The following is a 12,974-nucleotide window of genomic DNA, read 5'->3' as shown; positions in this document are numbered from 1 at the left end:
ACCCGAACCCGAAGGGCCCGCCCCCGCGAGATGCGGGGACGGGCCCTTCGGTCACTGCCGGTGCCGGTGACTACGCGTCGAAGACCTCGGCGATCAGCTGGGCCTGCTCCGCCTGGTGACGCTTGGCGGAACCGACGGCCGGGGACGAGCCGTGCGGGCGCGAGATGCGGCGCAGGCGCTCACCGTGCGGCACATCGGCGCCGACGGCCAGGTCCAGGTGGTCGATCAGGTTGAGACCGAGGAACGGCCAGGCACCCTGGTTCGCCGGCTCCTCCTGGGCCCACAGGTACTTCTCGGCGTTCGGGAACTTGGCGATCTCCGCCTGGAGCTCCTTGCCGGGCAGCGGGTAGAGCCGCTCGATACGGACGATCGCCGTGTCGTGCGCACCGCGCTTCTCGCGCTCGGCCTCCAGGTCGTAGTAGACCTTGCCGGCGCAGAAGACGACCTTGCGGACGGCGGCCGCGTCCACCGTGGTGTCGCCGATGACGGGGCGGAAGCCGCCCGTCGTGAACTCTTCCGTCTTCGACGCCGCGGCCTTCAGACGCAGCATCGACTTCGGGGTGAAGACGACCAGCGGCTTGTGGTGCGGGTTGTGGACCTGCCAGCGCAGCAGGTGGAAGTAGTTCGACGGCAGCGTCGGCATGGCGACCGTCATGTTGTTCTGCGCGCACAGCTGGAGGAAGCGCTCGATCCGGGCCGAGGAGTGGTCCGGGCCCTGGCCCTCGTAGCCGTGCGGCAGCAGCAGGGTGACGCCGGAGGTCTGGCCCCACTTCTGCTCGGCGGAGGAGATGAACTCGTCGACGACGGTCTGGGCGCCGTTGACGAAGTCACCGAACTGCGCCTCCCACATGACCAGCGACTCCGGACGGGCCAGCGAGTAGCCGTACTCGAAGCCCATCGCCGCGTACTCGCTCAGCAGCGAGTCGTAGACGTTGAAACGGGCCTGGTCCTCGGAGAGGTAGAGCAGCGGGGTGTAGTCCTCGCCGGTCTCGCGGTCGATGAGCACCGAGTGGCGCTGACCGAAGGTGCCGCGGCGGGAGTCCTGGCCGGCGAGCCGGACGGGGGTGCCCTCCATCAGCAGCGAACCGATGGCGAGGGTCTCGCCCATGCCCCAGTCGATCGTGCCGTCCTCCACCTGGGCCGCGCGGCGCTGCAACTGCGGCAGCAGGCGGGGGTGGACGGTGACCCGGTCGGGGATGTTGACCTGGGAGGAGGCGATCCGCTTGACGACCTCCTGGGAGATCGCGGTGTCCACGGCGACCGGGAACTCCGCCTGCGGCTGCGGCACCTCGGGGGTCATCGGGGCCGTGGTCGCGTCGCGGACCTCGGTGAAGACCTTCTCCAGCTGGCCCTGGAAGTCCTGCAGCGCCTGCTCGGCCTCTTCCAGCGTGATGTCGCCGCGACCGATGAGCGATTCGGTGTAGAGCTTGCGCACCGAGCGCTTCTTGTCGATCAGGTCGTACATCAGCGGCTGGGTGAAGGCCGGGTTGTCGGACTCGTTGTGACCGCGGCGGCGGTAGCAGATCAGGTCGATGACGACGTCCTTGTTGAACGCCTGGCGGAACTCGAAGGCGAGCCGCGCCACGCGGACCACGGCCTCCGGGTCGTCACCGTTCACGTGGAAGATCGGCGCCTCGATCATGCGGGCCACGTCCGTGGCGTACATGGAGGAGCGGGCCGACTCCGGCGGGGCGGTGAACCCGACCTGGTTGTTGATGACGATGTGCACCGTGCCGCCGGTGCGGTAGCCGCGCAGCTGCGACATGTTCAGCGTCTCGGCGACGACACCCTGGCCCGCGAAGGCCGCGTCACCGTGCAGCTGGACCGGCAGGACCGTGAAGTCCGTGCCGCCCTTGTTGATGAGGTCCTGCTTGGCGCGCGCGATGCCCTCGACGATCGGGTCGACGGCCTCCAGGTGGGAGGGGTTCGCGGCCAGCGAGACGGTGATCTGCTCGCCGTCCAGACCGGTGAAGGTGCCCTCGGCGCCCAGGTGGTACTTCACGTCGCCGGAGCCGTGCATCGACTTCGGGTCGAGGTTGCCCTCGAACTCCCGGAAGATCTGCGCGTACGACTTGCCGACGATGTTCGCGAGGACGTTCAGCCGGCCGCGGTGGGCCATGCCGATGACGACCTCGTCCAGCCGCGACTCGGCCGCGGAGTCGATGACCGCGTCCAGCAGCGGGATGACGGACTCGCCGCCCTCCAGCGAGAAGCGCTTCTGGCCGACGTACTTCGTCTGGAGGAACGTCTCGAACGCCTCGGCGGAGTTCAGCCGGCGCAGGATGCGCAGCTGCTCCTCGCGCTCGGGCGACTTGTGCGAGCGCTCGACGCGGTCCTGGATCCACTTGCGCTGCTTGGGGTCCTGGATGTGCATGAACTCGATGCCGGTGGTGCGGCAGTACGAGTCGCGCAGCACGCCGAGGATGTCGCGCAGCTTCATCATGGTCTTGCCGGCGAAGCCGCCGACCGCGAACTCGCGCTCCAGGTCCCACAGGGTGAGGCCGTGCTCGATGATGTCGAGGTCGGGGTGCTTGCGCTGGTGGTACTCCAGCGGGTCGGTGTCGGCCATGACATGGCCGCGGACCCGGTAGGAGTGGATCAGGTCGAAGACCCGGGCCGCCTTGGTGACGTCGTCGTCGTGCGAGACGTCGATGTCGCGCAGCCAGCGGACCGGCTCGTAGGGGATCCGCAGCGACTTGAAGATGTCGTCGAAGAAGTCGTTCTCGCCGAGCAGCAGCTGGCTCATCACGCGCAGGAACTCGCCGGAGGCGGCGCCCTGGATCACGCGGTGGTCATAGGTGCTGGTCAGCGTCATGACCTTGGAGATGCCCAGCTTGTTCAGGGTGTCCTGGGAGGTGCCCTGGAACTCCGCCGGGTAGTCCATCGCGCCGACGCCGAGGATCAGGCCCTGGCCGGGCATCAGCCGCGGCACGGAGTGGACGGTGCCGATGCCGCCCGGGTTCGTCAGCGACGCGGTGACCCCGGTGAAGTCGTCCATCGTCAGCTTGTTGTCGCGGGCGCGGCGGACGATGTCCTCGTACGCCTGCCAGAACTCGAAGAAGGTCAGCGTCTCGGCCTTCTTGATGGCCGCGACGACGAGCTGGCGGTCACCGTTCGGCTTGACCAGGTCGATGGCCAGACCGAGGTTGACGTGCTCCGGCTTGACCAGCGTCGGCTTGCCGTCCTTCTGCGCGAAGGAGTAGTTCATCGACGGCATGGCCTTGAGGGCCTGCACCATCGCGTACCCGATGAGGTGGGTGAAGGAGACCTTCCCACCGCGGGCGCGCTTGAGGTGGTTGTTGATGACGATGCGGTTGTCGAACAGCAGCTTCACCGGCACCGCGCGCACGGACGTGGCCGTCGGCAGCTCCAGGGAGGCGTTCATGTTCTTCGCGACGGCGGCCGAGGGGCCACGCAGCGTGACCAGCTCGGGGCCGGCCGGCTTGGCCGCGGGCTCGGCGGCCGGCTTGGCAGCGGCCGGCTTGGCAGCGGCGGGCGCCGGAGCGCTCGGCGCGGGCTTCGCCGGAGCCGGGGCGGCGGGGGCCGCGCCCTGCTGCGCCGAGGAGCCTGCGGGAGCGCTCGTGGCAGCGGGGGCGGCCGACGTGGTCGGGGCGGCCGGAACGGCCGGGGTCGCCGGGGCGGCCGGTGCGGGGGCGATGGCCTCCGTCGGCTGGCTCGGCGCCGCGGCGCCGCCCGGCTTGTAGTCGGCGAAGAAGTCCCACCAGGCTCGGTCTACCGAGTTCGGGTCCTGGAGGTACTGCTGGTAGATCTCGTCGACGAGCCACTCATTGGGACCGAACGCGGCGGCAGGGTTCTTTCCCTGCCCCTCTTGGTCGGTCGAGATGCTCGAGCTGTTGGGGGACTGTAGCGACACGGCGGCAACCGCCCTCTTCCGCTTCCTAAGGTGGTGGACAGCGGGAATAAAGGCTACGCCTCCCCGGACCGTTAATGCAGTCCGGGAGGGTCACTCGTCGCGCACGTCACATTCACCGCTGGGTTTCAGAGCATGACTTGGCGGGAAACACACGGGGTTTGGCTGCGTGCGGACAGATCGCGGCGCCGTCGCACCCCCTGATCAGTGCTCCCACCACCGACCCTACGCCACAGGCCGTCAGCTCCGAGCTGGCTCCAGCCCCGGAAGAGTGACGCGGATACGGCAGCCACGTGGGGATTCGGCCACGCCGATCCGGCCGCCGTGCAGATCCACCGCCCAGCGCGCGATGGCCAGGCCGAGGCCCGTACCGCCGTCGCTCCCGGGGCCGGACGCCGCCGGTCCGCCGCGGTTGAACCGCTCGAAGACCCGGTACCGCTCCGACTCGGGGATGCCGGGGCCCTCGTCCTGGACATCCAGCTCCAGACTCCCCGGGCCCTCGCCGCGCCGAGCGTGGACCGTGACCCGGCCGTGCCGCGGGCTGTGCTTGATCGCGTTGTCGATGAGGTTGGCGACGACCTGGTGCAGCCGCTCGGCGTCGGCGTGCGCGGTCAGCTCGGGCGGGGAGACGTCGAGATGCAGATGGACGTCCGTGCGGGTGTGGGTGCCCGAGCCGGCCAGCGTCGCGGCGCCGCGGCTCATGTTGGCCTCCTTGAGCACCCCGGACAGATAGGGCCAGACCTCGAAGCGGGTGGTGTGCAGCGGCACCACGCCGTTGTCCAGCCGGGACAGGTCCAGGAGGTGCTCGACCAGCCGGCCGAGCCGCTCGGTCTGCTTCAGCGCCGTCCGCATCGTCTCCGGGTCGGGCTGGGAGACACCGTCCACGACGTTCTCCAGCACCGCCCGGAGCGCCGCGATGGGGGTGCGCAGCTCGTGCGAGACATTGGCGACCAGTTCCTTGCGGTGGGTGTCCACCGCCTCCAGATCGGCCGCCATCCGGTTGAAGGCGTCCGCCGGATCGCCGAACTCGTCACGGCGCGCCGAGTGCACCCGGCGGGTGTAGTCACCGTGCGCCATCGACTGCGTCACGTCGGTCATCTCGCCCAGCGGCGCGGTGAGGCTGTTCGCCACGAACTGGGTGATCAGCAGCGACGCGATGATCGAGAAGATGGTGATCACCCGCAGTTCGGTCGCCGAGTGCATCGCGACGAACACCAGCAGGGTCGTGATGATCACCGAGACGATGACCAGCGCGCCGAGGGCCGCCTTGACGGAGCGGTACGGGTCCAGCGGCCGCAATCCGTCCCAGACCCGCGCCCAGAGCCCCCGCGCGGGCGCCCGCCACCGCCGCGTCATGCGGCCGGGGTCTCCAGGGCGTAGCCGACGCCGTGGACCGTGCGGATGCGCTCGGCGCCGATCTTGCGGCGCAGCGCCTTGATGTGGCTGTCGACCGTGCGCGTCCCGGAGGCGTCCGCCCAGTCCCAGACCTCGGCGAGCAGCTGCTCGCGGGAGAGCACCGCGCGCGGGGTGTTCGCCAGGCAGACCAGCAGGTCGAACTCGGTCGGGGTGAGGTGGACGTCGGTGCCGCGCACCCGCACCCGGCGCTGGGCGTGGTCGATCTCCAGCTCACCGAGGCGCAGGATGCCGCTGCGCGGGGTGTGCGCGGCCAGCGCGGCGCGCTCCACCCGGCGCAGCAGGACGTGCACCCGGGCGGCCAGCTCGCGCATCGAGAACGGTTTGGTCATGTAGTCGTCGGCGCCGACCCCTAGGCCGACGAGCATGTCGGTCTCGTCGTCGCGGGCGGTGAGCATCATCACCGGCACCGGCCGCTGGGCCTGGACCCGGCGGCACACCTCCAGGCCGTCGAAGCCCGGCAGCATCACGTCCAGGACCAGCAGGTCCGGCTGCCACGCCTCGGCGGTGTCGACGGCGGCCGGGCCGTCGGTGGCCGTCTGCACCTGGAAGCCCTCGGCGCGCAGCCGGGCCGCGATGGCGTCGACGATCGTCGGGTCGTCCTCCACGACCAGCACCCGGCGCTGGGCGCCCGGCGTGGCCGCGGCGGTGCCGCCCTGGCTGGTCTGAGTCTGGTCCATCGCCCGCCCCTGCATGTCCCCGTGTGCCCGGTCGCGTAGTGCTGGGCAGCAGCGTAAGGGCAGGATGTGACCGTCGGCTACGCGCCCTTACGCGCGAGATGCACCACGTCGGGGACGCCTCGGACAACCGGGATCTCTTTCGTACGTACCCCGCTGAACCCGGCATTTCGAAGGGCCTGTTCGAAACCGGGGGACGGCTGAGCGGACCAGACGGCGAGCACGCCGCCCGGTGCCAGTCGGTCCCGGCAGGCGGCGAGGCCGGCGGGGGAGTAGAGGCTGCCGTTGCCGTCGGTGACGGTCCAGTCGGGCCCGTTGTCGATGTCCAGGCAGAGTGCGTCGTAGGTGTCCCCGTCCGCTCCGGTACGGAGGTACGCGACGAGATCGGTGGCCAGGATCTCGGTGCGCGGATCGGCCAGCGCCGCCGCCGAGACCGCCGACAGCGGACCCGTGCGGTGCCAGTCGATGACCGCGGCCTCCCGTTCGACGACGGCGATCCGGCCCCAGCGCGGTTCGGCGGCCGCCCGCGCCAGTGAGAAGCCGACGCCGAGACCGCCGATCAGGACGGCGGGCCGCGGCCGGGCGGCCGGCAGCTCGGCCAGCGCGGCGTCGATCAGCAGCCGCTCGGAACGGCCGTCGGAGGTGTCCATCAGGAAGCAGCCGTTGGCGATGATCTCGTAGACCGGCGGTGCGCCGGGGCCCCCGTCCCGCTGCCGCAGTGCCACCTCGCCGTACGGGCCCTCCCGGCGGTCGAGGGTGCGTGGCGCCTCCGGGAGGCCGGCCGTGGAGTGCTGGGGGAGCGCGGGAGCCATGCGGCCATCTTGATCGCCCCCGGTCCGCCGGTCCACCGGTTTGGACCGCGGCGCGGGCCGCGGCCGCCGCCAACCGGTCGCGCCCCACGAAGGTTGTCCGATGTGACGAACGTCACGCACACAGCTGGCTCATGGGTTGAACGCGCAGGCTGGTCGCGCACGTTGTCCAGACGCCGTGGACGGTGCCGGCGGCGGAGGCCGTGGGAGCGGTGAAACCTGGTGAACCGGCTGAACCGGCGGAGCGGATCGAACGGAAGGGGCCTCGGGTGGTGAGCAGGATGGGGACGACGGACACCGCACCGGACGGCGGTGTGCGGCCGGCCGGGCTGGCGGGGATTCCGCGGCAGCGCGGCGTGGCGGCGGCCGCCCCCGTCGGCGATGGCGGCCCGGCGGCGGACCCGCCCGCGGGCGCCCCCCGCCGGCGGTGGCGGCCCTGGCTGCTGCTGCCGACCCCGCTCGGCACCCCCTTCACCTTCGGCTACGCCGCCCTCCTCGTGGTGACCACCCTCTTCGCCGACCACGCCGACCCCGCGCTCGTCTCCGAGCTGCTCCGCGGCTCCAGCACGGACGTCGTCCATCTCGCCCAGGCCCCGCTGCTGGTGCTCGTCGCCAGCGCCCTGTGGATAGCGGGCGGCCTCACCTCCGCGTACGCCCTCGGCTTCGTCTTCGTCCTGACGGCGCTCGAACGGCGTATCGGCGGGCTGCGCACCGCCGCCGTCTTCTTCGGCGGCCATGCGCTGGCCACCGTGGCCACCGAACTGACCGTGGGCTTCTCGGTCGCCGCCGGCGGGCTGCCGGACAGCTCCCTGGAGCGCCTCGACTACGGCATCAGCTTCGGCGTGATGACCTGCACCGGGGCGCTCGCCGGGCTGCTCCCGGCCTGGTTGCGCTGGCCGCTGGTCCTCGGCGTGGGGTATGTGGCCGTCGCCGATCTGCTCGCCTACGCCGACCCGGTGACCAACTGGGGCCATCTGCTCTCGCTCGCCCTCGGCGTGGTGAGCTGGCCGCTGCTGCGCCGCTGGCGCGACCGGCGCACCGCGGCCGTACCGCTCCTCGGCGATCTGGGCCATCCGGCCCTGCGCGGCAGCGGCCCGCGCTGAGGTCCGGGGGCGGCCGGCCGGGAGCCGGGGACCGGCGCTGCGGGGCGCTGCGGTCGTGGACCGGCGCTGCGTCCGTGGGGGCTCGGCGGCCGTGACCCGTACGTACTCTCCGATCATGCCCATGGCCGGATGACGGGCGGGGCCACCGACAATGCCGGGGGAGTGGGCGGGCCGGTCGGCGCCCCGCGCGAAAAAGGACGGCCGGGCCGAGTGCCGCGCCTGGGAGAATGGCGGCCCCTTCCGAGTGCGCTGAGCAGCGGCGCCTCCCCGTCGCAGGAGTGCACGCACCGTGTCCGAGGACCGCGAACCCCCGATTCCCGACGCCATCGACCCCGGCCGGCGGCTCGATCTGACCGCCGACTGCGGCAGCTGCTTCGGACTGTGCTGTGTCGTGCTGCCGTTCGCGGCCTCGGCGGACTTCGCGATCGACAAGGACGCCGGGCGGCCCTGCCCCCATCTGCGTACGGACTCCCGCTGCGGCATCCACACCGACCTGCGCGGGCGCGGCTTCACCGGCTGCACCGTCTTCGACTGCTTCGGCGCGGGCCAGAAGGTCTCCCAGGTCACCTTCGACGGCCGGGACTGGCGGCAGGCACCGGGCACCGTCCGGCAGATGACGGAGGTGTTCCCCGTCATGCGGCAGCTCCACGAACTCCTGTGGTACCTGACCGAGGCGCTGAACCTGCCGCCGGCCCGCCCCGTCCACGACGAGCTGCGCCGCGCCCTGGAGCGGACCGAACGCCTCACCCGCGGCAGCGCCCGGGAACTGTCCGAACTGGACGTGGCCGCCCACCGCGGCGAGGTCAACACCCTGCTGCTGCGCACCAGCGAACTCGTCCGGGCCGGGACCGGCGGCCGCAAGAAGAACCGGCGGGGCGCCGATCTCATCGGGGCGCGGCTCCGGAAGGCCGATCTGCGGGGCGCCAATCTCCGTGGCGCCTATCTGATCGGCGCCGACCTCACGGGCGCCGATCTGCGCCTGGCCGACCTCATCGGTGCCGATCTGCGCGGTGCGGACCTGAGCGGTGCCGATCTCACCGGCAGCATCTTCCTCACGCAGGCCCAGCTCAACGCGGCCAAGGGCGACTTGAACACCCGGCTGCCGTCGGCCCTCGACCGTCCGGCGCACTGGTAGCGGGCCCGGTACGGCCACGACCGGCGGCCGTACCGCCCCGCCGCCGGTCCGGCTCCCGCCACCTCACCGGCCCCATCGGCCTTCTTCGCCGTCGTGGTGAACGCCGGTTCGCGCACAGCCGGACCTCAGTGACCGTCAGATGACGCCCACCGGCCACGACGAGCCACCGGTCGCAGCGACCGACCCAACCGGCCACGGCGAGCCAACCGGCCACGACCAGCTACCGGCCACAGCGAGCCAACCGGCCACAGCCCCCGCCGCCCTCCCCCCACCTCCGCGATCCACCGGCCCGCCACCCCCTCGGCCCGCCGGTCCCTCGATACGCCGGTCCCTCGATCCACCGGTCCATCAATCCATCAATCCGGCCCGCCCCGCCGATCGCTCACAGCGAACACACTCCGGGGAACATCCACCCCTCCCTCCGCATTGAGTGAGTACAGCTCAACTTGCTTGCCGAAGGGGAGATCATGGCTTCGACGTCCACCTCGCTCACACTGCCCGTGCTGCCCCTCGATGACGAGGTCGTCCTGCCCGGCATGGTGGTGCCGCTGGACCTGTCCGACGCGGAGGTACGGGCCGCGGTGGAGGCCGCGCAGGCGGCCGCCTCCGGGGGTAACAAGCCGGAGGTGCTGCTTGTGCCCCGGGTCGACGGCACCTACGCGGGCATCGGCACGCTCGGGCGGGTCGAGCAGGTCGGGCGGCTGTCCGACGGCGATCCCGGGGCGCTGATCCGGGGCCTGGGGCGGGTGCGGATCGGCTCCGGTACGACCGGGCCCGGTGCCGCGCTCTGGGTGGCGGGCACCACCGTCGAGGAACCGGTGCCCGACCGGCTGCCGGGATCGGTCGGCGAGCTCGTCACCGAGTACAAGGCGCTGACCACCAGCTGGCTGCGCAAGCGCGGCGCCTGGCAGGTCGTGGACCGGGTGCAGCAGATCGAGGACGTCTCGGCGCTCGCCGACAACTCCGGGTACTCGCCGTTCCTGACCACCGATCAGAAGCTCCGGCTGCTGGAGACCGTCGACCCGGTCGACCGGCTGAAGTCCGCCACCGACATGCTGCGCGAACACCTCGCCGAGCAGGACGTCGCCGAATCCATCGCCAAGGACGTCCAGGAGGGCGTCGACAAGCAGCAGCGGGAATTCCTGCTCCGCCGCCAGCTGGAGGCGGTCCGCAGGGAGCTGGCCGAGCTCAACGGCGACCCGGAGGACGAGGGCGGCGACTACCGCGCCCGGGTCGAGGCCGCCGACCTCCCCGAGGACGTCCGCAAGGCCGCCCTCAAGGAGGTCGACAAGCTGGAGCGGTCCAGCGACCAGAGCCCCGAGGGCTCGTGGATCAGGACCTGGCTGGACACCGTCCTGGAGCTGCCGTGGCACGAGCGGACCGAGGACGCGTACGACATCGCCGGTGCCCGCCGGGTCCTGGACGCGGACCACGCGGGCCTGGAGGACGTCAAGGAGCGGATCACCGAATACCTGGCCGTCCGCAAGCGCCGGGCGGACCGGGGGCTCGGACTGGTCGGCGGGCCGTCCGCGGCGGCGGGCGACGGCGGTGCCAAGGGCGGCGGACGGCGGGCGGGCGGCGCCGTGCTGGCGCTCGTCGGGCCGCCGGGCGTCGGAAAGACCTCGCTCGGCGAGTCCGTCGCACGCGCCATGGGGCGCTCGTTCGTCCGGGTCGCACTCGGCGGCGTCCGGGACGAGGCGGAGATCCGCGGCCACCGGCGCACCTACGTCGGCGCGCTGCCCGGCCGGATCGTGCGGGCCATCAAGGAGGCCGGATCGATGAACCCGGTGGTGCTGCTCGACGAGATCGACAAGGTGGGCTCCGACTTCCGGGGCGACCCGGCCGCGGCGCTGCTGGAAGTCCTCGACCCGGCGCAGAACCACACCTTCCGGGACCACTATCTGGAGGTCGAACTGGACCTGAGCGATGTGGTCTTCCTGGCCACCGCCAACGTCCTCGAAGCCATCCCGGAACCGCTGCTGGACCGTATGGAGCTGGTGCGGCTCGACGGCTACACCGAGGACGAGAAGGTCGTCATCGCCCGGGACCACCTGCTGCCCCGCCAACTGGAGCGGGCCGGTCTGGAACCCGGTGAGGTGACCGTCACCGACGAGGCGCTGCGCAAGCTGGCCGGTGAGTACACCCGCGAGGCGGGCGTACGGAATCTGGAGCGGGCCGTCGCCCGGCTGCTGCGCAAGGTCACCGCGCAGCACGAACTCGGCGAGCGGGAGCTGCCGTTCACCATCGGCGGCGAAGAGCTGCGCCCGCTGGTCGGGCGCCCGCACCACACCCCCGAGTCGGCGCAGGACCCGGCCGGGCGGCGGACCGCGGTGCCCGGGGTGGTGACCGGTCTCGCGGTCACCGGTGCCGGTGGCGACGTGCTGTACGTCGAGGCGTCGCTCGCGGACGCGGAGACCGGTGCGTCCGGCCTCCAGCTGACCGGACAGCTGGGCGACGTGATGAAGGAGTCCGCGCACATCGCGCTGTCGTTCCTGCGCTCGCACGGCGCGGAGCTGGAGCTGCCGGTGGCCGATCTGAAGGAGCGCGGGGTGCATCTGCACGTACCGGCCGGTGCGGTCCCCAAGGACGGGCCGAGCGCGGGCGTGACGATGACCACCGCCCTGGCCTCGCTGCTGTCGGGCCGGCAGGTCCGGCCGGACGTGGCGATGACCGGTGAGATCTCGCTGACCGGGCGGGTGCTGCCGATCGGCGGCGTCAAGCAGAAGCTGCTCGCGGCGCACCGGGCCGGTATCACCACCGTGATCATCCCGCAGCGCAACGAACCCGATCTGGACGAGGTGCCGGCCGAGATCCTGGAGGCGCTCCGGGTGCACCCGGTCGCGGACGTCCGCCAGGTCCTGGAGCTGGCGCTGACACCGGCCGTGACAGCGGCCGGCGCGGCGCCGGAGGTTCCGGTCGCGGCGTGACGGACGCGGCCGGGACCGGGCAGGCGCCCCGTCCGCACACCTCGTGCGGGCGGGGCGCCGCCGTGCGTCCGGCCGCGCGGGTGCGGCCGCATCGGTCGCGGACCCCGGCCGGGCTCCGTCAGCCGTTGGCGAGGGCCTGGAGGCGGTCCTGTGCGCCGTTGAAGAGGTTGTGGTCACCGACGGCGGGGCCGGTGGAGGTGTACTGCCAGATGGTGTGGAAGCCCCAGCCGGCCGGGAGTTCGCCGACCGAGGAGCCGTAGCGCGGCACCCACAGCGGATTGACGCTGCCGAACCCGGTGTAGTTGCCGGTGCACTGAGACCACCAGCTGGTGGAGGTGTAGAGGACGGCGTCCCGGCCGGTGCGCGCCCGGTAGGTGGCGAACCAGTCCTTCATCCAGTTGACCAGCCCGGTCGCGCTCAGGCCGTAGCAGGTCGCGCCGTAGGGGTTGTACTCCATGTCGAGCGCGCCGGGCAGCGTCTTGCCGTCCCTGGACCAGCCGCCGCCGTGATTGACGAAATAGGTGGCCTGCGCGGCGCCGCTGGAGGTGTCCGGCGTGGCGAAGTGGTACGCGCCGCGGATCATCCCGACGTTGTACGAGCCGTTGTACTGCTGCGCGAAGTACGGGTTGGTGTAGCTGGTGGACTCGGTCGCCTTGACGTAGGCGAAGCGGACCCCGCTGTTCCAGAGCGACTGCCAGTCGACGTTGCCCTGGTGGCCGCTGACGTCCACGCCCTCGACGGAGGCGGTGAGCGCGGCCGTCGGCGGGGCGCCCGGGGCGGTGCCCTCGTGCGCGGCGATCTGGGAACCGGCCCAGTCCTGGCCGGGGTGGGTGGGCTCCGGCGCGTGCCGCGCGGACGCGGCGGCGGCCCCGGCGGCACCGGGCAGGCCGAGGAGGAGGGAGAGGGTCGCGAGGAGGATGCCGGCCGCGGTCGCGAGGGAGCGCGCGGGGCGGTGGGGGGAGCCGGATCTGGACGCGGGCATGCGTGCCTCCGAAGAGCTCGGTGAGCTGACCTGAGGGGGGACGGGGCTGACGGCAGG

8 protein-coding genes are annotated in these 12,974 nt (G+C 72.0%); 3 read left to right on the top strand and 5 right to left on the bottom strand.

Annotated features, from left to right (window positions below):
• Positions 1 to 70: 70 nt before the first annotated feature.
• The 4 genes from IH09_RS13810 to IH09_RS13795 all read right to left on the bottom strand — a co-directional run bounded on the left by IH09_RS13810 (position 71) and on the right by IH09_RS13795 (position 6,773).
• Complete coding sequence (locus IH09_RS13810; RefSeq protein WP_052856486.1) at positions 71 to 3,874, bottom strand: multifunctional oxoglutarate decarboxylase/oxoglutarate dehydrogenase thiamine pyrophosphate-binding subunit/dihydrolipoyllysine-residue succinyltransferase subunit; 3,804 nt, start codon at positions 3,872 to 3,874, stop codon at positions 71 to 73.
• Positions 3,875 to 4,111: 237 nt separating this feature from the next.
• Positions 4,112 to 5,227: a HAMP domain-containing sensor histidine kinase gene (locus tag IH09_RS13805; RefSeq protein ID WP_052856485.1), complete on the bottom strand. Its 1,116-nt coding sequence runs from the start codon at positions 5,225 to 5,227 to the stop codon at positions 4,112 to 4,114.
• Entirely contained in the window at positions 5,224 to 5,964 is a 741-nt protein-coding gene (locus IH09_RS13800) for a response regulator transcription factor (protein ID WP_052856484.1), read from the bottom strand. The genes IH09_RS13805 and IH09_RS13800 overlap by 4 nt, the downstream gene beginning before the upstream one ends.
• Before the next feature lie 77 nt (positions 5,965 to 6,041).
• Positions 6,042 to 6,773 carry a spermidine synthase family protein gene (locus IH09_RS13795; RefSeq protein WP_052856483.1) on the bottom strand — a complete coding sequence of 244 codons (732 nt, stop codon included), beginning with the start codon at positions 6,771 to 6,773 and terminating at the stop codon, positions 6,042 to 6,044.
• A 278-nt stretch (positions 6,774 to 7,051) separates the two neighbouring features.
• Here IH09_RS13795 and IH09_RS13790 point away from each other — a divergent pair, with 278 nt between their 5' ends.
• The 3 genes from IH09_RS13790 to lon all read left to right on the top strand — a co-directional run bounded on the left by IH09_RS13790 (position 7,052) and on the right by lon (position 11,935).
• The gene (locus IH09_RS13790; RefSeq protein ID WP_052856482.1) at positions 7,052 to 7,873 is read left to right on the top strand and encodes a rhomboid-like protein; all 822 of its coding nucleotides are present in this window, start codon (positions 7,052 to 7,054) and stop codon (positions 7,871 to 7,873) included.
• Positions 7,874 to 8,162: 289 nt separating this feature from the next.
• The gene (locus tag IH09_RS13785; RefSeq protein ID WP_052856481.1) at positions 8,163 to 9,008 is read left to right on the top strand and encodes a pentapeptide repeat-containing protein; all 846 of its coding nucleotides are present in this window, start codon (positions 8,163 to 8,165) and stop codon (positions 9,006 to 9,008) included.
• 467 nt (positions 9,009 to 9,475) lie between these two features.
• Positions 9,476 to 11,935 (top strand): endopeptidase La, encoded by a 2,460-nt coding sequence (gene lon, locus IH09_RS13780; protein ID WP_052856480.1) that lies wholly within the window; start codon positions 9,476 to 9,478, stop codon positions 11,933 to 11,935.
• Between the two features lie 118 nt (positions 11,936 to 12,053).
• Here lon and IH09_RS13775 read toward each other — a convergent pair whose 3' ends face one another.
• Positions 12,054 to 12,917, bottom strand: a complete 864-nt coding sequence (locus IH09_RS13775) for a lysozyme (protein ID WP_052856479.1) — start codon at positions 12,915 to 12,917, stop codon at positions 12,054 to 12,056.
• Between the last annotated feature and the right edge of the window lie 57 nt (positions 12,918 to 12,974).

This window comes from Streptomyces celluloflavus, from assembly GCA_000720995.1.
Taxonomy (GTDB): Bacteria; Actinomycetota; Actinomycetes; order Streptomycetales; family Streptomycetaceae; genus Streptomyces; species Streptomyces celluloflavus.
Note: the sequence above shows the minus strand (reverse complement) of the source record. Positions and strands in the feature narration are given on the sequence as shown.

What these genes read in the sequence shown, in the direction of transcription:
- IH09_RS13775 (WP_052856479.1), bottom strand. Translation starts at nt 12,917, where the DNA reads ATGCCCGCGTCCAGATCCGGCTCCCCCCACCGCCCCGCGCGCTCCCTC.
- IH09_RS13795 (WP_052856483.1), bottom strand. Translation starts at nt 6,773, where the DNA reads ATGGCTCCCGCGCTCCCCCAGCACTCCACGGCCGGCCTCCCGGAGGCG.
- IH09_RS13805 (WP_052856485.1), bottom strand. Translation starts at nt 5,227, where the DNA reads ATGACGCGGCGGTGGCGGGCGCCCGCGCGGGGGCTCTGGGCGCGGGTC.
- IH09_RS13790 (WP_052856482.1), top strand. Translation starts at nt 7,052, where the DNA reads ATGGGGACGACGGACACCGCACCGGACGGCGGTGTGCGGCCGGCCGGG.
- IH09_RS13800 (WP_052856484.1), bottom strand. Translation starts at nt 5,964, where the DNA reads ATGGACCAGACTCAGACCAGCCAGGGCGGCACCGCCGCGGCCACGCCG.
- lon (WP_052856480.1), top strand. Translation starts at nt 9,476, where the DNA reads ATGGCTTCGACGTCCACCTCGCTCACACTGCCCGTGCTGCCCCTCGAT.